21 protein-coding genes and 2 tRNA genes are annotated in these 19,240 nt (G+C 69.8%); 9 read left to right on the top strand and 14 right to left on the bottom strand.

Going from position 1 to position 19,240, the window contains the following annotated elements; translation table 11 throughout:
• Nucleotides 1-19: 19 nt before the first annotated feature.
• From ABZ824_RS03725 to ABZ824_RS03715, 3 genes are all read left to right on the top strand, one after another.
• Nucleotides 20-157, top strand: a complete 138-nt coding sequence (locus ABZ824_RS03725) for a hypothetical protein (protein WP_356961466.1) — start codon at nt 20-22, stop codon at nt 155-157.
• A gap of 421 nt (nt 158-578) precedes the next feature.
• Nucleotides 579-651, top strand: a tRNA-Trp gene (locus tag ABZ824_RS03720).
• 30 nt (nt 652-681) lie between these two features.
• Nucleotides 682-758: transfer RNA gene (locus ABZ824_RS03715), tRNA-Leu, on the top strand.
• A gap of 6 nt (nt 759-764) precedes the next feature.
• Here the strand turns inward: ABZ824_RS03715 and ABZ824_RS03710 are convergent.
• Both ABZ824_RS03710 and ABZ824_RS03705 read right to left on the bottom strand, forming a co-directional pair.
• On the bottom strand, nt 765-3,371 hold the full coding sequence (locus tag ABZ824_RS03710; RefSeq protein WP_356961465.1) for a DNA translocase FtsK: 2,607 nt from the start codon (nt 3,369-3,371) through the stop codon (nt 765-767).
• A gap of 117 nt (nt 3,372-3,488) precedes the next feature.
• On the bottom strand, nt 3,489-4,112 hold the full coding sequence (locus tag ABZ824_RS03705; RefSeq protein WP_356961464.1) for a TIGR03085 family metal-binding protein: 624 nt from the start codon (nt 4,110-4,112) through the stop codon (nt 3,489-3,491).
• A 411-nt stretch (nt 4,113-4,523) separates the two neighbouring features.
• On the opposite strand from ABZ824_RS03705, the gene ABZ824_RS03700 reads away from it, so the two are divergent.
• Nucleotides 4,524-4,904, top strand: coding sequence for a DUF4189 domain-containing protein (locus tag ABZ824_RS03700; protein WP_356961462.1), 381 nt, complete (start codon nt 4,524-4,526; stop codon nt 4,902-4,904).
• A 26-nt stretch (nt 4,905-4,930) separates the two neighbouring features.
• Nucleotides 4,931-5,488, top strand: a complete 558-nt coding sequence (locus ABZ824_RS03695; RefSeq protein ID WP_355070182.1) for a hypothetical protein — start codon at nt 4,931-4,933, stop codon at nt 5,486-5,488.
• Between the two features lie 63 nt (nt 5,489-5,551).
• Here the strand turns inward: ABZ824_RS03695 and ABZ824_RS03690 are convergent, their stop codons facing one another.
• Nucleotides 5,552-7,519, bottom strand: a complete 1,968-nt coding sequence (locus tag ABZ824_RS03690; RefSeq protein ID WP_356961460.1) for a ribonuclease J — start codon at nt 7,517-7,519, stop codon at nt 5,552-5,554.
• Nucleotides 7,516-8,424: a 4-hydroxy-tetrahydrodipicolinate synthase gene (gene dapA / locus ABZ824_RS03685; RefSeq protein WP_356961458.1), complete on the bottom strand. Its 909-nt coding sequence runs from the start codon at nt 8,422-8,424 to the stop codon at nt 7,516-7,518. Before dapA ends, ABZ824_RS03690 begins: the two co-directional genes overlap by 4 nt.
• Before the next feature lie 148 nt (nt 8,425-8,572).
• Here dapA and ABZ824_RS03680 point away from each other — a divergent pair, with 148 nt between their 5' ends.
• On the top strand, nt 8,573-9,016 hold the full coding sequence (locus tag ABZ824_RS03680; RefSeq protein ID WP_356961457.1) for a hypothetical protein: 444 nt from the start codon (nt 8,573-8,575) through the stop codon (nt 9,014-9,016).
• A gap of 10 nt (nt 9,017-9,026) precedes the next feature.
• On the opposite strand, the gene ABZ824_RS03675 is transcribed toward ABZ824_RS03680, so the two are convergent.
• The 8 genes from ABZ824_RS03675 to ABZ824_RS03640 all read right to left on the bottom strand — a co-directional run bounded on the left by ABZ824_RS03675 (nt 9,027) and on the right by ABZ824_RS03640 (nt 15,681).
• A complete protein-coding gene (locus tag ABZ824_RS03675) occupies nt 9,027-10,226 on the bottom strand; it encodes a crosslink repair DNA glycosylase YcaQ family protein (RefSeq protein WP_356961456.1) in 1,200 nt (399 codons plus the stop codon).
• 32 nt (nt 10,227-10,258) lie between these two features.
• The gene (locus ABZ824_RS03670; protein WP_356961455.1) at nt 10,259-11,278 is read right to left on the bottom strand and encodes a hypothetical protein; all 1,020 of its coding nucleotides are present in this window, start codon (nt 11,276-11,278) and stop codon (nt 10,259-10,261) included.
• Complete coding sequence (locus ABZ824_RS03665) at nt 11,271-12,593, bottom strand: ATP-binding protein (RefSeq protein WP_355070173.1); 1,323 nt, start codon at nt 12,591-12,593, stop codon at nt 11,271-11,273. Before ABZ824_RS03665 ends, ABZ824_RS03670 begins: the two co-directional genes overlap by 8 nt.
• Nucleotides 12,557-13,276 carry a response regulator transcription factor gene (locus ABZ824_RS03660; protein WP_355071007.1) on the bottom strand — a complete coding sequence of 240 codons (720 nt, stop codon included), beginning with the start codon at nt 13,274-13,276 and terminating at the stop codon, nt 12,557-12,559. The genes ABZ824_RS03665 and ABZ824_RS03660 overlap by 37 nt, the downstream gene beginning before the upstream one ends.
• Nucleotides 13,277-13,349: 73 nt before the next feature.
• Nucleotides 13,350-13,802: a flavodoxin family protein gene (locus ABZ824_RS03655; RefSeq protein ID WP_355070171.1), complete on the bottom strand. Its 453-nt coding sequence runs from the start codon at nt 13,800-13,802 to the stop codon at nt 13,350-13,352.
• Between the two features lie 28 nt (nt 13,803-13,830).
• The gene (locus ABZ824_RS03650; protein ID WP_356961454.1) at nt 13,831-14,331 is read right to left on the bottom strand and encodes a hypothetical protein; all 501 of its coding nucleotides are present in this window, start codon (nt 14,329-14,331) and stop codon (nt 13,831-13,833) included.
• A 37-nt stretch (nt 14,332-14,368) separates the two neighbouring features.
• Nucleotides 14,369-15,115 (bottom strand): 4-hydroxy-tetrahydrodipicolinate reductase, encoded by a 747-nt coding sequence (gene dapB / locus ABZ824_RS03645; RefSeq protein WP_356961453.1) that lies wholly within the window; start codon nt 15,113-15,115, stop codon nt 14,369-14,371.
• A 98-nt stretch (nt 15,116-15,213) separates the two neighbouring features.
• On the bottom strand, nt 15,214-15,681 hold the full coding sequence (locus tag ABZ824_RS03640) for a hypothetical protein (RefSeq protein ID WP_356961452.1): 468 nt from the start codon (nt 15,679-15,681) through the stop codon (nt 15,214-15,216).
• A 55-nt stretch (nt 15,682-15,736) separates the two neighbouring features.
• On the opposite strand from ABZ824_RS03640, the gene ABZ824_RS03635 reads away from it, so the two are divergent.
• Complete coding sequence (locus tag ABZ824_RS03635) at nt 15,737-16,171, top strand: MarR family winged helix-turn-helix transcriptional regulator (RefSeq protein WP_356961451.1); 435 nt, start codon at nt 15,737-15,739, stop codon at nt 16,169-16,171.
• Between the two features lie 50 nt (nt 16,172-16,221).
• On the opposite strand, the gene ABZ824_RS03630 is transcribed toward ABZ824_RS03635, so the two are convergent.
• Nucleotides 16,222-17,334 carry an alcohol dehydrogenase catalytic domain-containing protein gene (locus tag ABZ824_RS03630; RefSeq protein WP_355070161.1) on the bottom strand — a complete coding sequence of 371 codons (1,113 nt, stop codon included), beginning with the start codon at nt 17,332-17,334 and terminating at the stop codon, nt 16,222-16,224.
• A gap of 91 nt (nt 17,335-17,425) precedes the next feature.
• On the opposite strand from ABZ824_RS03630, the gene ABZ824_RS03625 reads away from it, so the two are divergent.
• Both ABZ824_RS03625 and ABZ824_RS03620 read left to right on the top strand, forming a co-directional pair.
• Entirely contained in the window at nt 17,426-17,818 is a 393-nt protein-coding gene (locus ABZ824_RS03625; protein ID WP_355070160.1) for a DUF4440 domain-containing protein, read from the top strand.
• A gap of 115 nt (nt 17,819-17,933) precedes the next feature.
• Complete coding sequence (locus ABZ824_RS03620; RefSeq protein WP_356961449.1) at nt 17,934-18,365, top strand: YbaB/EbfC family nucleoid-associated protein; 432 nt, start codon at nt 17,934-17,936, stop codon at nt 18,363-18,365.
• A gap of 218 nt (nt 18,366-18,583) precedes the next feature.
• On the opposite strand, the gene ABZ824_RS03615 is transcribed toward ABZ824_RS03620, so the two are convergent.
• On the bottom strand, nt 18,584-19,072 hold the full coding sequence (locus tag ABZ824_RS03615; RefSeq protein ID WP_356961448.1) for an FBP domain-containing protein: 489 nt from the start codon (nt 19,070-19,072) through the stop codon (nt 18,584-18,586).
• Nucleotides 19,073-19,240 lie beyond the last annotated feature (168 nt).

Here is a 19,240-nt window from a genome sequence, read left to right as displayed (position 1 = left end):
TGCGTTCACCCGGCCGTTCGTGCCACCGTCGACGTTCGTGGCCGACGACTACCGCACCGCCTACTTCGAGACCGACGCCTGGTTCAGCCGGACCACCACACGAACGGAACCTCTCGGCGAGGTCGTGACCGCGCTGCCGCGGCGGACCTCACGCTGACCGGCCTGGTCGAACATCGCAGTGTTCCGTGGAACGCGCTGCCCGGCCTGATGACAACGGGCCGGGACGGTGAACGGCGGCTGACCCGGCACCCGGAAAGGCTACCGTTGAGCTATACCCTTCAGGCACGGAAGAACTGACCGGGTAGGGTCGTCGGCTAGGGAAAAGCGGTTCCCAACACCGACATCCGGTGTTACCTTCTGAGCCGGCGAAGATCAGACCACAGGAAGGCGAGACGATGACCGGGACGGCGGAGCGACAGGTGTCGCCGAGCGATGTCTCGCGCACCGGCGCCGCGCTATCGGCCTGGTCCGTCTCCTGGCGAGCCGCGCGGAGCCGCCCCTGAACGTGTCTTTCGCAGACCGTGTCGAAAGGGGTCACTCCGCGGCGAATCGCCAGGAGCGACCCCTTTTTCGTGCGAACGGACGTAGCTCAGCCGGTAGAGCAGCGGTCTCCAAAACCGCCGGCCGGGGGTTCGAATCCCTCCGTCCGTGCCCAATCCTTCAGGTCGGAACCCCGACCGATCCCTCGTAGCCCAATCGGTAGAGGCGCCGGACCTAGATTCCGGTAGATGCGAGTTCGAATCTCGCCGAGGGAACCAGCCGGATCACTCCGACTCGTCGGAGTCGCCGCCGTCCCCGCCGCCGCGGATCGACCACAGCAACCCTTCCAGTTCATCGGGTTTCACCAGCACGTCGCGCGCCTTGGACCCCTCGCTCGGGCCGACCACGCCCCGGGTCTCCATGAGGTCCATCAGCCGTCCCGCCTTGGCGAAGCCGACGCGCAGCTTGCGCTGGAGCATGGAGGTGGACCCGAATTGCGAGGTGACCACGAGTTCCACCGCCTGCAAGAAGACGTCGAGATCGTCGCCGATATCGGGGTCGACGTCCTTCTTCTCGCCCGCCTTCGCGGCGGTGACGCCTTCTTGGTATTCCGGCTCCGCCTGGTTCTTGGTGAAGTCGACGACGCCGTGGATCTCCTCGTCGCTGATGAACGCACCCTGCAACCGGGTCGGCTTGCCCGCCCCCATCGGCACGAACAAGCCGTCGCCCATGCCGATCAGCTTCTCCGCGCCGGGCTGGTCGAGGATGACGCGCGAGTCGGTCAGCGAGGAGGTCGCGAAGGCGAGCCGGGAGGGCACGTTGGTCTTGATCAGACCGGTCACCACGTCCACCGATGGCCGCTGCGTGGCCAGCACGAGGTGGATGCCGGCCGCACGAGCCTTCTGCGTGATGCGCACGATGGCGTCCTCCACGTCGCGCGGAGCGGTCATCATGAGATCGGCCAGCTCGTCGACGATGGCGAGGATGTACGGGTAGGGCCGGTACACCCGTTCGCTGCCCAGCGGCGCGGTGATCGCCCCCGACTTCACCTTCTTGTTGAAGTCGTCGATGTGGCGCACCTTGTTGGCCTGCATGTCCTGGTAGCGCTGCTCCATCTCCTCCACCAGCCAGGCCAGGGCGGCCGCGGCCTTCTTCGGCTGGGTGATGATCGGCGTGATCAGGTGCGGAATGCCCTCGTACGGCGTCAGTTCCACCATCTTCGGATCGATCAGGATCATCCGTACCTCGTCCGGCGTCGCCCGCTGCAGCAGCGACACCAGCATCGAGTTCACGAAGCTGGACTTGCCCGAACCGGTGGAACCGGCGACCAGCAGGTGCGGCATCTTGGCCAGATTCGCCGAGACGAACTCGCCCTCGATGTTCTTGCCCAGGCCGATCACCAGTGGATGGTGGTCGGTACGCGTGGAGGGCGCCTTGAGCACGTCGGCCAGCCGGACCAGCTCGCGGTCGGCGTTGGGCACCTCGATGCCGACGGCGGACTTGCCGGGGATCGGCGCGAGCAGCCGGACGTTCTCCGTCGCGACGGCGTAGGCGATGTTGCGCGCGAGCGCGGTGATCTTCTCCACCTTCACGCCGGGCCCGAGTTCGACCTCGTAGCGTGTGACCGTCGGGCCGCGCACGAACCCGGTCACCGCGGCGTCGATCTTGAACTGCACCAGCACCTCGGTGATCGCCTCGATCATCGATTCGTTGGCGGCGCTGCGTTTCTTCGGCGGATCCCCGTCGGTCAGCAGCGACAACGGCGGCAACGTGTAGTCGCCTTCGACCTCACGGTCGGTGACGAACTCCAGCTGCTTCGGCGGCGGTGGCGTCTGATCCTCCACCACCGCGGCGGGGCGCTGCTTCTTCGGCTTCGGTTTCGGCGCGGGTTCCTCGGCCCCGATCTGCTTGGCGTCGCGCAGCGGGGGCTCGCCCAGCGACTCGGTGACCGCGTCGGGATCGCCGAACTCGTCGGGCGGGTAGTTCTCCGCGGGCGTGCGACCGCGCCGCTTGGCGGTGGCGCGATGCACCGGGAATCCGTCGGCGTCGTAGTCGGCCGGGTCGTAGTCCCTGCGCTCGCCGTCGAATTCGCCGTATTCGTCGCCACCTGTCTCGGTGCCGAGGTAGCGCCGCAGCTTGGCGGGGACCTCGCGCACCGTCGTCCCGGTCACCAGCAACGCGCCGAAGACGATGGCCAGCAAAAGGATCGGGACCGAGAGCCAGGCGGTGAGGCCGTCGGTCAGCGGCCCGCCGGTCACGAAGCCGACGAAACCGGCTGCGCGGGAACGCCCGTGCGCGTCGGTGGGGGCGCCCGCGGCGATGTGCCACAGCCCGAGGACCGGCAGGCCGATCAGCAGGCCGCCGAGCACCAGCCGCGGCCGGATCTCGGGGTGCGGTTCGGTGCGCATCAGGACGACGGCGATTCCGGAGGCGACGAACGGCAGGCATGCGGAGGCCGATCCGGAGATCGCGCGGATCACGTCCTCGACCAGGTGGCCGATGGGACCGCCTGCCGACAACCAGACCGCCGCCGCTATCACGGCGCTCACCGCGATCAGCGCCAGCGCTACGCCGTCGCGCCGATGTCCGTGTTCGATCTCGCCCGCACGGCTCAGGGCGCGTGTGGTGGCGCCGAGCCCGCGGGCCAGCATGGTCCAGCCGCTGCCGATACCCCGGGTGATCACCGTCAGCGGAGCCGTGTCGGACGGACGGCGCGCCGGGCGCCGGGCGGCGGTGGCGCGTCGGCGAGGCGTGGCGGTCGCCCTGGGCGTGGCTGTGCGGGGCGTGGCCGTGCGGGGCGTTGCCGCGCGAGACCGCGCCGCAGTGGTCCTCCCCCGCGCCGATCCCGCCCGCGCCCGACTGGTCGTGGTGCTGCGGGACTTACCTGCCATGGCCCCAGGCTAGCCGCAATCGCCCCATCCGGACCATCCGCAACACTGGTGCCGTTGCGCCTCTGGCGGCTTTTCGCCGATCCCCCGGTCCCGCGCGACGGGATGGCGGCGCGGAAATCAGAACGACCGGTCGGACTCGAGTACCGCCCGAACGGCCTCGGGAGATCCGGCGGTCTCCAGCCGCACTTCGTCCCGGCCGAAGGCATGCAATACCAGTTCCGACGGCTTGCCGGTCAGCGTGACGACGTCCTCGGCGGCGGACCGCACCACCGTGCGCCTGCCGTCCGGCGTCGCCAGCTCCACCGTGACCGGCGCCTTGCGGTAGGCCATCCTGGCCATCTTGCGCAGCACCGACCACAGCTGTTCCTCGTCGGCCGCGGGCAGTTCACGTGGCTGCCAACCGGGCTCGGCGCGGCGCACGTCCTCGTGATGGACGAACATCTCCGACAGATTGACCACGGCGTCGACCGGTCGCAGCGGCGACCACCACGGCGGGCCGGTACGCACCAGCTCCAGCAGTTCGGGGAACGGCTTGCCCGCCGCCTTCGCTTGCACGCGCTCGAGATACCCCGCAAGCGGCTTCAGCAGGATGCCCGGCGCGGCGTCGGGCCGCCGTTCGCGAACCACCAAGTGCGCGGCCAAGTCCCGCACCGTCCACGCACCGCAGAGCGTCCGCGCGTCCGGTCCCGCGGCCTCCATCGCCTCGACGATTCCCCGGCGTTCCCGCTGTGCCATAGTCACACCCTGAACATACCGACCGCTCGGCCATGCCGCCGCGCGGCGCGACGCACCGCGATCACCGCAACCGCCGCGCCACCAGCCGATCCCGCACCGGGATCTGACCGCAGCGCGCGGCCGACCGCGGAAACCGAAGCACTGCCGCACCTCGGCCTCATCCGGAACCGGATCGTTACGACCTTGCGGTTCAGCGGTTTTCACCGCGCAAAAAGGCAGCGTGAGTTCCGCCTCCGTGTTGCGAGGCAGCTGACCGTGGGCCACACTTGGCGCCACGCCGATCGACGTGCATCCATAGCATGGCATTCGCGGCTCTCCCTGCCGGGAAATCTCCGGCTAGCGTAATGAGAATCGGCTCTGTACCTTGTCACTCGGTCCATCGGGTCGTGGGCCAATGACAAGAAGGGGCAAATCCTCGTGAAGAAGTTTGCTACCGGTGTGGCCGCGCTCGCGGCGGTAGGTGCCGCGCTGGCTGTCAGCGCGCCCGCCGCGAATGCCTACACCAACAACTACGGCGCGATCGCGCTGTCCACCTCCACCGGTCTGATCGGGTACTCCTACGACTACCCGAACTCGGCTGCCGCGGAGCAACGCGCGATCAGCTCCTGTGGCGCAGGGGATTGCCAGTCGGTGGTCTGGTTCCGCAACGGCTGCGGCGCCGTGGCGTACTCCAGCGGCACCGGCACCTGGAGCTGGGGGTACGCGTCGTCGCGGCGCAGCGCGCAGGGACAGGCCTTGGCGCACAACGATTCCGATGCCTACATCGTGCACTGGAACTGCACGTCCAACCACGGCTGACGCCCGGAATTCGAGAAGGAAACAACGTGAAGCACCGCACTTTCCGGACCACCGTGGCCGTCGTCCTCACCGCACTGGCCTGCTCGCTGACCGCCTGCGCCTCCAACGACGACTCCTCGTCTCCGAGCACCAGCGCCGCTCCCGGGCACCCCGCAGGTGAATTGGAGGGCGGCTCGGGCAAGGGCGACAAGGAGGCAGGTTCCGCGCCGACCACGCCGTCCTCGCCCGTATTGCCGAAGCCCACCACGCAGCAGCTCAACGAGCGGCTGCAGAAGGCGTTCGACCCGAACGTGCCGAACACCGAGAAGATCAGCTGGATCCAGGCCGCCGAGCAGGATCCCTATCTGGTCGCCAACCTCGTCGACGCCGCGAAGAAGCAGAAGGTCACCGTCGAGGTCACCAACGTGGGCGACCCGAAGGACGGCAAGCTCAAGGCCGACGCCAAGGTCACCATCGACGGCACCCCGGTGGACAGCGCGTTCATCCAATTCGTGTCCGAGGGCGGCCAGTGGAAGGTCGACCACACCTTCGCCTGCAACATCGTCAAGAGCGCGAAGATCGAGTCCGCGGCCTGCCAGGAGTAAGCCGCTACCGCGTGAGAAGCGCCGGGCAGCTGGGCTGCCCGGCGCTTTTCGCTGTGCGGAAGGTCAGACGCCGATCACGGTCGGCACGATCATCGGACGACGACGGTAGGTATCGGCCACCCAACGGCCCACTACGCGGCGCACGCCCTGCGCGATGCGGTGAGTGTCGGTGACGCCCTCGCCCGCCAGCCGCAGCAGTTCGGCTTCCACCAGTTCGGCCGCATCGACCAGTGCGGTGGGATCGTCGGAGAAGCCGCGTCCGCTCAGCTCCGGCGTGCTCACCGCCTTGCCGGTGGTCTCGTCGATGGCGACGGTGATGGCGATGAAACCGCCCTCGCCGAGCACCAGCCGGTCCGACAGCGTCGATTCCCCGACGTCGCCTACCGAAAGCCCGTCGACGTAGACGTGTCCCACCGGCACCCGGCCGACAACCGAGGCTATGCCGTCGACCAGGTCGACCACCACGCCGTCCTCGGCGAGCACCACCCGCTCCTGCGGCACCCCGGTCGCCACCGCCAGCGCCGCGTTCGCACGCAGGTGGCGCCACTCGCCGTGCACCGGCATCGCGTTGGTCGGACGCACCGCGTTGTACAGGTACAGCAGCTCGCCCGCCGAGGCGTGCCCGGAGACGTGCACCTTGGCGTTCTGTTGGGTGATCACCGTGGCTCCGAGCCGAGCCAGGCCGTTGACCACCGCGAACACCGAGTTCTCGTTCCCCGGGATGAGCGAGGAGGCCAGCACCACCAGGTCGTCGGGGCGGATGTTGATCTGCCGGTGGTCGCCGCGCGCCATCCGCGACAGCGCCGACAGCGGCTCGCCCTGCGAACCCGTCGAGATCAGCACCAAGCGATGGCCGGGCAAGGTGGCGGCGACGTCGAGGTCGACGACCACGCCCTCCGGCACGGTGAGATAGCCCAGATCCTGGGCGATCTGCATATTGCGGACCATCGAGCGGCCGACGAAGCACACCCGCCGCCCGTACTTCTGGGCCACGTCGACGACCTGCTGGATGCGGTGCACGTGACTGGCGAAGGACGCGACGATGACCCGGCCGCGTGCCTTGCCGATCACCGAGTCCAGCACGCCGCCGATCTCCCGCTCCGGCGTGACGAAGCCGGGGACCTCGGCGTTGGTGGAGTCCACCAGGAACAAATCGACGCCCTCGTCACCGAGCCGGGAGAATCCGGCCAGGTCGGTGAGCCGCCCGTCCAGCGGAAGCTGGTCGAGCTTGATGTCACCGGTGTGCAGGGCGACGCCGGCCGGTGTGCGGATGGCGACGGCGAGCGCGTCGGGAATGGAGTGGTTGACGGCGAAGTACTCGCAGCCGAACGGGCCGTGCGCGGTGTGCTGCCCCTCGGTCACTTCGATGAGCTTCGGGTGCAGGCGGTGTTCCCGGCACTTCGCGGCGACCAGCGCCAGGGTGAATTTCGAGCCGACGACCGGGATGTCGGGCCGCAGCCGCAGCAGGAACGGCACCGCCCCGATGTGGTCCTCGTGCCCGTGCGTGAGCACGACGGCCACGACGTCGGCGATCCGGTCCTCGATGGGGCGGAAGTCCGGCAGGATCAGGTCGACACCGGGCTGCTGGTCCTCCGGGAACAGCACGCCGCAGTCGACGATCAGCAGTTGGCCGCCGTACTCGAAAACCGTCATATTGCGGCCGATTTCGCCGATGCCGCCGAGGGCGACCACGCGCAGGCCGTTCTCGGGGAGGGCGGGCGGAGCGCCGAGCCGGTCGTGCGCGGCGATCGGATCCGCCTGCGCCGGAGGCTCTTCGACCCGCCGCGCACCGGACTGTCCCCGTCCACGGCCCGCTCGCCGGGATCCCGCATCCTGCGTCCTGGTCTCTCGACGCGCCTGCACGGGCGCGGGCCGCTCGGCTGGAACGGCGGGCACCGTCGTCTCGTCGAGCGCCGGTTCGGGCAGCGCGACGGTTTCCGGCGGTGTCTGCTCGGCCGGTGCGGCGGGGGCGGGCGCTCCGGCGGGACGGGACGCGCCGCGACGGCGGCGACGGGGTAGGGACTCGCTCACGAAAGCACTCCGACCACTCGCAGGTCCGCGGCGAGCGCTTCCAGCTGCTCACCGGTCGGCATCAGCTGCGGCAGGCGCGGTTCGCCGACCTCCACGCCGAGCAGCCGCAAACCACCCTTGCTCATCGCGACGCCGCCCAGCCTGGCCATCGCGGCGTGCAGCGGCAGCAGCGTGGTGTTGATCTCGCGGGCGCGCACGACCTCGCCCGCCGTGTACGCCTCCAGCAGCGCGCGCAGCCGTTCGGGCGCGAGATGTCCGATGACGCTGATGAATCCGGCCGCGCCGACCGACAGCCAGGGCAGGTTGAGCGCGTCGTCACCGGAGTAGAACGCCAGACCGGTGCTCGCGATGAGTTCGGCGCCCATGTTCAGGTCGCCCTTGGCGTCCTTGACCGCGACGATGCGCGGATGCTCGGCGAGCTTGCGGATGGTGTCGCTGGCGATCGGCACCACCGACCGTCCGGGGATGTCGTACAGCGTGACCGGCAGATCGGTGGCATCCGCGACGGCGGTGAAATGAGCGATCAGTCCCTCCTGCGAGGGCCGGGAGTAGTACGGCGTCACCACGAGCAAACCGTGCGCACCCGCCCGCTGCGCGTTGCGCGCGAGCTCGATCGAATGGGCGGTGTCGTAGGTGCCCGCCCCCGCGATCACGGTCGCCCGCTTGCCGACGGCGTCGACGATGGCGCGCAGCAGATCGGCCTTCTCCGATTCGGTGGTGGTCGGCGATTCACCGGTGGTTCCCGAGATCGCGAGCAGGTCGACGCCGCGGTCGACCAGGCGGGCCGCGAGCGCGACCCCGGCATCGACGTCGAGCTTGCCGTCGGCGCTGAAGGGGGTCACCATAGCGACACCTACCGTGCCGGACGCACGCAGCTCCGTTGGCGTCGATTCACCGTTCTTCATGGTCAGAAAGGCTACCCGGTCGGGGACACGCCCTCGACACCGTCGTCGGCGATCAGGCCGCAACAAGGACGCGAATCCATATCGACGACGGTGCGATGATGTCATTTCGCCGCTTGCCCGATGTCATTCATGACATCACACTGACATCATGGATTTGAACAAATACACCGGCCAACTGCGCGAGAGCCTGATCGCCGCCGCGGCGCTCGGTGACGAGAAGACGCAGGCCACGGCGGCCGCACTGGCCGCGGCGACGGAAGGCCCGGCCCGCTTGGTGCTGCTCGCCGCGCTGTCGGACCTCGCCGCCGAGGTCAGCGCCGCGCTCGGCGACCGCACGGTGCACGTCTCGGTCGACGGCACCGACGCCTCCATCGATGTGCGCAAGAGCACGGTGGGCGAGCAGAGCCCCTCCTTCGAGGAGATGACCGGGGACATCAGCAGGGTCACGCTGCGGCTGGTGGAACAGATGAAGGCGCGTGCGGAAGAGGCTGCCGCACAGAGTGGTCAGTCCCTGAACTCGTGGCTGTCGAGCGCCGTCCACGGAGCATTGCGCGATCAGATGCGCGGGTACGGGCCCAAACGAGACATCTGACCCGAACGCGCTACAGCAATGCGGCGAGATTGCCGCGATCGCCTGTCGCGACCTCGTCCAGTTCGAGCCAGTCCGCCAGCTCGCGCAGCGCGCCGCCGAGGGCCTGCGCGGTGGCCGGAGTGTCGTAGCCGGGCTCGGCGAACGCGGCCGGCACCCACAACCGGCCGTTCGCGCGTTCCGCCCGCATATCGACGCGGCCCACGAGTTCGCCGTCGAGCAGGAACGGGAAGACGTAATACCCGTGCACCCGTTTGTGTTCCGGGGTGTAGATCTCGATGCGGTAGTGGAAGTCGAAGATCCGCTCCGTGCGGGCGCGGAAGAAGATGAGCGGGTCGAACGGGCACAGCAGCGCCGCGCCTTCGATGCGACGCGGCGTGGGAGTGCCCGCCCGCAGATAAGCCGGTTTCCCCCAGCCCGCCACCTCCACCGGGATCAGCTCGCCCGCGTCCACCAGAGCGGCGATGGCGGGTTCGGTCTGGGTGCGTTGGAGGCGGTAGTAGTCCCGCAGGTCCGCTTCGGTGCCGATGCCGTGCGCGGTGGCGGCACGCAGCACGAGCTCACGAACGGCGTCCTGCTCGGTGACGTCGCGTGCCAGCACCTCGGCGGGCAGCACCCGCTCGGTCAGGTCGTAGTGCCTGGTGAACCCCACACGCGTGGCCACAGACAGCGCGCCCGCCGCGAAGAGTTGCTCGCAGATCATCTTCGTATCGCTGAGATTCCACCAGGAGCCCTTCGGCCGCGGCTTGTCCAGCTCCAGGTGACGCTCCACCTCACCCGCGGTGGCCGGGCCCACCGCGGTGATCACGTCCAGGATGTCCTTGCCCAAGGTCGGATTGCGCTCGACCACCTTGCGCATGCCGGACCAGCGCCCGTGCTCGTAGCGCCGCATCCGCCAGCGCAGCAGCGGCCAGTCCTCGACCGGGATGAGCGCGGCCTCGTGCGCCCAATACTCGACGAGCGACCGTGGCCGCCGCGAGCCGTTGCTCCACGCGGCCTGATCCAGGAGCGTGCGGTCGTAGGGCCCGATCCGGCTGAACACCGGCGCGTAATGCGCCCGCACCACCGCCGACACCGAATCCAGCTGCAGCAGTTGCGTCCGGTCCAGCACGCCGAGCACCGTCCGCCGCGTGATCCGACCGGGCTTGCGCGCCCCGAAGCCCTGCGCCGCCAACGCCGTTCGCCGCGCCGCCGCCGCACCCATCTTCCGCATAACCGACAACGATGCCATGGGGCACCGACAGGTCAGGTGGATACCGTGACCGCGCCCGTGGCGTCGATCTCGGTGCGGCGGTCGCGGTCCGACGCGGTAGCCAGGACGGTCGCCAGGATGCGGCGGCCGGTCGGGAGGATGCGGACGGTGACCGAACCGTCGTTGGCGGCGTCCAGTTCTTTGGTGGCGGCGTCGATCACCTGCTGGCGCACCCGATGCGGGACGCCGGTGAAACCGCCGTCGTCGAGCAGGATCACCTCGACACCGCGGGAGCGCGCTCCGCGGGCGGCGCTGCTGAGTTGGTCGGTGGCCAGCTGCGGGGCCCGAAGCCCGTCGCGGAGTTCGGCTTCCAGGAGCCTGCACTGTTCCCGCTCGGCGGCGGTGAGTTCGTCGCCGTCGGCGATGCGTTCCAGGATCGGGCGCGCCACCGCGTCCAACCGAGCCAGCTGACGGGTGCGTTCGGAGTTCTCCGCGGCCATGGCGGCTTCGGCGGCGGCGCGCATGGCCGCTTCGTCGCGCAGCAGCCGCAGCGATCGCTGGGTGGGCCGCATGATCGCCGCGAACAGGGAAACCCCGGCGACCGTGGCGACCGGCACGATCGAACCGACGACGACGCCCTCCCGCAGGCCCGCCACCACACCGACCACGGCGATCACCACGCCGATGCCGGCGACACCGAGCCAGGCCGCGGCCGATCGTCCGCGCAGCACCAGCACGGCCAGCACGTAGGACGCGGCGAACGCCGTCCACACCTGCTTCGACCAACCGTGCTCGACATCGAACGAGGTCAGGGTGGTGGCCAGCGGTCCGGAGGCGGCGACGAACACGGTCGCGGGCCAAGGCAGCGGGTCGGTGGGCGCCGCCATCACCACGACACCGGCCAGCGCCAGCACGACCAGTGCCGCGACCGCCGCGGCCACCGGCGATTCCGAGAAGTTCCGGACCATGTACAGCACGATGGTCGCTTCGAGCACGACCAGGAACAACCAGGCCGCGCGGTCGCGGAGCCCGAGCAGATCGCGCAACCCGAATTCGGTTTCCGTCTCAGCCATTTCCGCCCCACACCAGCGTCACGGTCGTTCCCTCGCCCGGCTCGGATTCCACGAACCCGGCGCCGCCGGACAGCTGACGCATGCGGCCCAGGATGCTCACCGAGATGCCGAGCCGATCGACGGGCACCGCGCTCAGGTCGAAGCCCGCTCCGTCGTCGCGGAACACCACGCGAATCCCGCCGGCGCTGATCGTCACAGTGACGGTCCGGCGCACCTCTCGCCCGACGACGGTGGCGTGCCGCAGGCTGTTGCGCACGGCCTCGGCCAGCGCGGCCGCGATCGTGCTCGCGGCGTCCACCGGCAGGTGCAGATCGTCGAATCCGGCCCAGCGCCGCGTGGTGAACCGGATACCGGGGTTCACCTCGTGCACGGCCGAGCGCAGGAACCCGATCGCGGATTGCGCGTCCAGCCGGTCGGGTTCGATCTCGGCGCCCCGGCACTCGTCGAGTTGTTCCAGGGTCCGTTCAGCTTGGCGGCGCAGCACCGGAGATTCGGTCCCGGTGCGAGAGGCATCCAGCAGAGTGGACAGCACGGCGTCGTGGATCAGCGCGGCGAATCGCGCTCGTTCCCGTTCCCGGGCCGCCGTGCCCGCGACCGCCGCCGCGCGGCTGCTCTCGATCGCCGACTCACGATCCACTCGGGCCGCCGCCGCCCTGGCATAGATCACGCACCACAGGAACAGCGCGCTCAGTCCCGCCGCCCTGGCGAAATCGCCCAGCAGCGCGAGTGCGGTGGTCTCCCGCAGCACGACCAGATTGGCCAGCGCGCTGAACGCCGCACCCACCACCAGGTAGGCCACGGCCAGCGGTGGGCGCCAGGCGAGCACGGCCGCGAGCACGCCGAGTGCCAACACCCGATACAGCCACACCGAAGCCGCTTCGGCATTCGGCGCCGCGTACGCCACCGGAACCACCGCCATCGCCCCGAGGAAACTCACCGCCGCCGCACCGGCCACCCGCTGGATCACGCGCGGGCCCATACCGACCGAAACGACCGCGAGCACCGGGAACAGTCCGAACGCCAGCACCACCTCGACGATCGTCCACTGAACGGGCACGAAACGGCCTTGATCGGCGATCTCGGGCAGTTCCACGATCGCGGCGATCACGCCGGCGATGCCGATGGCGAAACCGAACCGGCGCAGGATGCGATCGGCGGCGCCCTCGGAGACCTTCTCCCTGGACAGCGCGACGACTCCGCGACGCCAACGGCTCGCACGCGGCCGGTCGAGCGGGCGGGAACGGGGGTGCGACGGAGTGTCCAGCATGCTGGACGCGGTCATCCGCGCGGCTGCCGCTCGGGAACCGGCAGCCACCCGTCCTCCACCGCCCGCTTGTAGAGGTCGGTCTTGGTGGGCGCCGGACGACCGGCGTCGGCGTACTTCTGCCGGATCCGGCCGAGATAGTCGTTGACCGTCTGCTCGGACAGGCCGGTCAACCGCGCGACCCGGGATGCCTTCTCTCCGGACGCGTACAGCGTGAGCACTTCCTCCTGGCGCGGGCTCAGGCCCACGTCGGACAACTGCGGATCGCCGTCGATGGCGGCCGCCCAGTCGGTGGTGACCACCTGTTCGCCGCTGGCCGCACGGCGCACGGCGGCGACGACCGTCGGCACGTCCTCGGACTTGCGCACCACACCGAGCACCCCGGCGCGCGCGGCGGACCGCACCAGGAAGGCGTTGTCCGCGCCGGTGAAGACCAGCACCTCGATGCCGCGGTCACGCAGGGCGCGCACGTTGTCCTCGGGCGAGGACCCGTCGGCCAGCCGCAGGTCCAGCACCACCAGATCCAGCTTCGGCGCGCCGTCGGCGGCGGACAGCAGTTCCGGCACGGTGCCCGCGGTCAGCACCAGATCGAGATCCGTTTCCCGCGCGAGCATCGCGGCGAGACCGATCGCGACCGATTCGTGGTCCTCGACCAATCCGATTCGGCGCGGGGCGTTCTCGCTCCCTTCGGCCCAGGTCACCTGGCTCTCCCATCCCGAGGTACTCGTCCACATCCCCACCGCGACAACATCGCAGACAGTATGCCGGGCAATGGTGCGCCATGGTCAGACACCAGAATTCGGGGGATCAGGGCATCAGCCCGGCCGCGAGCGTGGCGCCCAGCTCCCAGCACCGCTGCAAATCCTCCTTGGCGGGCGGACCGGAGACCACGACCGCGGCGGAGGCCTGCTCCCAGCCCAGTCCGGTGGTGATGCTCGCCACCCCGCGCTCGGCGCCCTCGGTGCCTTCGTTGCCGTGCAGATACATGCCGTACGGACGCCCGCGCGTGGAGTCCAGGCACGGATAGTAGAACGTGTCGAACGCGTGCTTGAGCGCACCACTCATGTATCCCAGGTTCGCCGGACTGCCCAGCAGATATCCGTCGGCGGCCAGCACGTCGGACGCGGTGACGGCCAGCGCGGCTCGGCGCACCACCTCCACGTTTTCGATCTCGGGGTCCGTGGCCCCGGAGACGACGGCCTCGAACATCGCCTGCATGTGCGGGGACGGCGTGTGATGGATGATCAGCAACCGGGCCACCCTGCGATGGTATCGGCCCGCGCGATCGTCAGTCGGTGCCGCGCTCGTGCCGTTCCAAGGCGACCGCGCGGCGCATGGTCTCGCGGGCCCTGGTGCGGTCACCGGCGTAGTCGTAGGCGCGCGCGAGGCGGTAGGAGACGCGCCAGTTGTCCGGGTCGGCCTCCCACTCCGCCTTGACCGTCGCGAAAAGCTCGTCGGCGGCCGAGCGTTCGATGCGGCCGGACGGCAGGCGCGGCAACGCGGAGGTGTCGAGTTCCAGGCCCTCGTCGTGGATGCGCCGCGCCAGATGCTGATGCGCCAGGGCCGCACGCACCGTGGCCACGACGATCCAGACGCCCAGCAGCGGCAGGATCAGCACGCCGACGCCGATCACGATCGCCGCCACCTCACCCGAACCGATCAGGCTGAACGCGATCCGGCCGAGCAGCAGGAAATAGAACACGAGCACCACGATGAGCACCGCGATCGGCGCGACCACCTTGACGATTTCCCCGCTGCCCTTGCGCTCGGCAGGCTCCGAGCCGCTCACGGTCGCGCTCCAGCCCGCCGCGGCGCTCGCCGCCGGCTCACAGGTCCAGGAACGGGTCGAGTCCGACGGTGAGGCCGGGGCGGTTCGCGATCTCACGCACGCCGAGCAGCACACCGGGGGCGAACGACGAGCGGTCGATCGAGTCGTGCCGGATCGTGAGCGTCTCACCCTGCGTGCCGAACAGCACCTCTTGGTGGGCGACCAGACCGGCGAGCCGCACCGAGTGCACCCGCACCCCGTCCACCTCGGCGCCGCGCGCACCCTCCAGCTCGGTTGTCGTCGCGTCGGGACTGCGGTTCAGGCCCGCTTCGTCCCGGGCGGCGGCGATCAAGCCCGCGGTGCGGTAGGCGGTCCCGGACGGCGCGTCCGCTTTGTTGGGGTGGTGCAACTCGATGACCTCCACCGATTCGAAGAACCGGGCGGCCTGCTCGGCGAAACGCATGGTCAGCACCGCGCCGATGGCGAAGTTCGGCGCGATCAGCACGCCGACTTCTGGGCGACCCGACAACCAGCTCCGCACCTCCGCCAAGCGAGCCTCATCGAAACCGGTGGTGCCGACCACCGCGTGGATGCCGTGCTCCACCAGGAACTTCAGATTCCCCATCACCACGTCGGGGTGGGTGAAGTCGACGACCACCTGGGTATCCGCCGCGACGAACCCGTCGAGCGAATCGTCCTTGTCGACGGCGGCGACCAGTTCCAGATCGTCCGCCGCCGTCACCGCCGCGCAGATCGCCTGTCCGACTTTGCCTCGCGCTCCGAGCACTCCGACCCGAATGGCCACCGCACCTCCTCGTTCCGTTTCCGGTGGGATCAGCCTAATGGGCCGGGCCCACCGCGAGCCCGCCGCCCGACAGTGCCCCGCGAAAGGGCGGCAACCGCCTATCGCGCCCGCTGCGGTTCCCCGATCTCCGAGTTCGGCGCGCCGCCGAGATTCTCGACCATCCGCTGCAGGGTCCGCACGGTCGCGGCGAACTGTTCGTCACTGATTCCCTCCGCGAACTGCCTTCTACGCTCGGCGATCCGAACGAATGCCTGGTCGTGAGTGATGCGGCCCTCAGCGGTCAGCGACAGCACGCCCCCGTCGTCGGAGACCAGCCCGTCGGCGACGAGTCCGGCCAGTTCGGTCGGCCATTCGGAGTCGTCGGTCCAGAACGTGTCGAGCGCGTGGCGGATGTCATCGGCGCGCTGCGGTCCGTCGGCCAGCGAGTGCGTCACCTGCCAGCGCCTGCGAGTGAGTCGATCCGAGGCGAGGTCTTCGTCGAAGCGCAAGTTGATCAGTCGATCGAGCTCCACCAGCCAGTACCCGATGGGGCGATGAACGGCCATGACCACTTCCAATCTATGCATGTCAACAACTACATGTAGTATTACATATAAATTCCGGGCATGACAAAGTGAGCGAATGGACGAGGACGATGCGATCACCGTCGCCGTCGAAGCGGCGATGGTTCGGATCCGGCGCAGGCAGACACGCGGTGCGCTGAGCGACGGCGCGATTCCGGTCGCGGTGTTCCGCGCGCTGGACGCCGTGGCCGACGGCGCGGCCGACACGGTCGGCGCGCTCGCTCCCGCGCTCGGCGTGGATCAGCCGAGGGCCAGCCGCCTCGCAGCCCAGGCGGTGTCCTCCGGCCTGCTGGAACGCGTCGCCGATCAACGCGACGGACGGCGTTCGGTCCTGCGCCTGACCGCCGCCGGGAACCACGCGGTGGCCGAGGCCAGAGCGGGCAGGCGCGCCGCCATGGCCGCCGCCATGGCCGATTGGACCCCCGCCGAGCGCGCCGAGTTCGCCCGCCTGCTGGAGCGATTCGTCGACCGGATGGACCGGCCCGCCGGTTGAGCAACGCGCGCCGCACGCCGCGGTCGAGCGGGCTCCGGCGGCGCGCCGGGTCAGTCGAAGACGATGACCTGCCGCAAGGCGTGGCCCGCGGCGAGTTCGTCCATGGCGCGGTTGATTTCGTCGAGCCCGACGTGCGCCGAGACGAGCCGCTCCACCGGCAGACGTCCCGCCCGCCACATGCGGACATACTCGGGGATGTCCCGCGACGGCACCGCGGAACCGAGGTAGCTGCCGACGATGGAGCGCCCCTGGGCGACCAGCGCCAACGGCGAGATGCTGGCACGGGCGTCGGGAGCGGGCAGTCCGACCGTCACGGTCGTGCCGCCCGGAGCGGTCGCGGCGACGGCGGTCTCGAAGGCACGGACGTTGCCCGCCGCCTCGACCACCACCTCGGCCTGCACACCGAGCTCGGCCACCTCGGCCGGGGTGTACGCCGCGTGCACGCCCAATTCCCGGGCGAGCGCCAGCTTCTCCGGCACGGTGTCGACCGCGATCACCTCGTGTCCCTCGGCGGCGAGCGACACCGCGACCAGCACCGCCGCCATCCCGACGCCGCCCAGGCCGACGACCATCACCCGGTCACCGGCGCCGGGTCGCGCCGAGTTCAGCAGAGCGCCACCGCCGGTCAGCACGGCGCAACCGAGGACGGCGGCGACCTCGGCGGGCACGTCGTCCTCGACCGGCACGACCGACCTGCGATCCACCACCGCGTGGGTGGCGAAAGCGGACACACCCAGGTGGTGGTGCACCTCGGCGCCGTCACGGGACAACCGCCTGCCGCCGTTGAGCAATTCGCCCGCGTTGTTGGCGACGCTGCCGGGCACGCAAGGCGTGCGACCGTCGGTCGCGCACCCCGCGCACTCACCGCACCGCGGCAGGAACGTCATGACCACACGCTGCCCGACCGCGATATCGCCGTCACCGGGACCGACCGCTTCCACCCGGCCCGCGGCCTCGTGGCCAAGCAGCATGGGCACCGGCCGGACCCGGTTGCCGTCCACCACGGACAGGTCCGAATGGCAGATCCCCGCCGCCTCGATCCGGACCAGCAGTTCTCCCGGCCCCGGCTCGCGCAGCTCCAGATCGCACACGGTGATGGGCGCCGACTCGGCGAAGGGCGCCTGCGCCGCGATCTGCTCCAGGACCGCTCCACGAATCTTCATGCCGCCGACGCTACCGCGCCCTGCGGTCCGGGCACATGGGACGGTCGCCGCTCCTCGCCACGTCGGTCGCCGCCTGCGTACGATGCCGCGCATGGGTGTGGATCTGGTGGATGCGGTCGAGCGGTTGCACGCCGACCTCGCCACGTGGCTCGGGTCGCAAGCGCAGGCGGAGGTGTTCGAGCGATTCGCCGCGGCGCAGCACGAGCGGTTCAGTATGGTGACGACCGGTGGCGAAGTACTCGGGCGCGGCGCGTTGCTCGCGGGTGTCCGCGGCGCGCGAAACGCTCTGCCAGGATTGGCGATCGAAGTGTCCGAAGTCGAGGAACTCCTGCGCTCCGGCGACATCGCGGTGGTGCGATTCCTGGAGACACATCGGACGGCCGGAAGCGTCACCAGCCGCCGGGTGACCGCCGTGCTGACCACCGATGACCCCGGCGCGGTTCGCTGGCTGACGGTGCACGAGACCGAGTCCGCACCGACCTGACCCTTCCCAGCATCGGGATGCGCGCGATGCGTTCGCGTCCCGCCTGCCGGACAATTTCGACCTCGTTCCCGGACGCGGTTCGACGGTCGGGAACAGGGTGGACTCGAGGAGGTCGGTGCCGGTGGACCGGTGGGAACGCGACGGGCTGCGCTCCGCCAACAGCGGAATCCGCAACCAGGTGGACCACATCCTGGATGCGCTCGCCGAGCAGCGCACCCACCTGTCGGAGGCGCGCGACAAGCTGGCCGCCGTGCGGTGCACGGCCGCGTCGGCGGACAAGTCGGTGGAGGTGACCGTTGACGCGGCGGGCGTCCTCGTCGACGTACGGTTCGCGCCGACCGCGCTGCGCGGCACACCGGAACAGCTGGGCCGTTCGGTCACCGAAGCGGGCAAACAGGCGGCTCGGCTGGCCCGTGAACAGCACGCGGCGATCATCGCTCCGATCATCGCCGAGGCAGGCTCGATCCCCGACCTGCCCGATCTGGTCCCCGGCGCCCCCAGCTTGCGCGCGGTGTGGGAACCCGCGCACGACGAACCGACGGGCTGATGCGCTCGGCATCTCCGGAGCGGTGATTCCTCGCCGGACGGGACGACCCGGGCGCACCGGGCCGACTCGACCGGCGAGGAATCACGGCCACCCCGAGTCCCGTTGCGGTGTGGGGCGACTCGAGGTGGCTCGATAGTGCGGTTGTCGAATGTCGGCCCATGGCATCTACCTCCGTTCTGGCGGGCAGCGCACGGGCTGCCGGTGGATGGGCGCGAGAATCAGGCGTACAGCTTCGCCAGGAACGTGTTCAGGTTGTCGCGCACCCGCTCGATCTTCTCTTCTGGCGTGAGGTCCTCGCGGTATCGGCTCCCGAGCGCGGGGCGCTTCTTGTTGCGCGCGTACAGCGAGCAAGCGAGATCGGTGCACATGTAGGTGCCGACCGAGTTGCCCCTACGGCCGGATTCGCCCGCCTTGTGCGCGGTCATCAGCGAGACCCCGCCGCCGGTATGGGTGGTCAGGCAGATCGTGCACATCTGCGCCCGGCCGGTGCCGCCGGTCGCATAGCGCAGCGCCACGCCCACCAAGCGGTCGTCCCGCGGGACGACCAGGTAGCCGCGCCCGGGCAGAGACGGATCGCTCCAGCCGAGGAAGTCCAGATCCGCCCAGGGCCGTTCGTCCAGGTCCTTGGGTACCGGCAGCCGTTTGGCATCGCCTTTCGAACAGTTGACGAACGACGACCTGATGTCGCGTTCGGTGACGGGTTCCACGATGGGTCTCCTTCGGTCGATCGGTGGACAAACTCGAGCGACGTTACGGTTCCGTGCTACGGGGAACAACGGATTTTCCGCCCTCCGCGCACCGCGCCCAGCTCCCATCGAGTGCGCCGAAATCATCGAACATCACTGCCTCCGAATCTGTTTCGGAGCCCACCTGCC

It is taken from the genome of Nocardia sp. NPDC047038, assembly GCF_040644075.1.
In the GTDB taxonomy this organism is placed as follows: Bacteria; Actinomycetota; Actinomycetes; order Mycobacteriales; family Mycobacteriaceae; genus Nocardia; species Nocardia sichangensis.
Note: the sequence above shows the minus strand (reverse complement) of the source record. Positions and strands in the feature narration are given on the sequence as shown.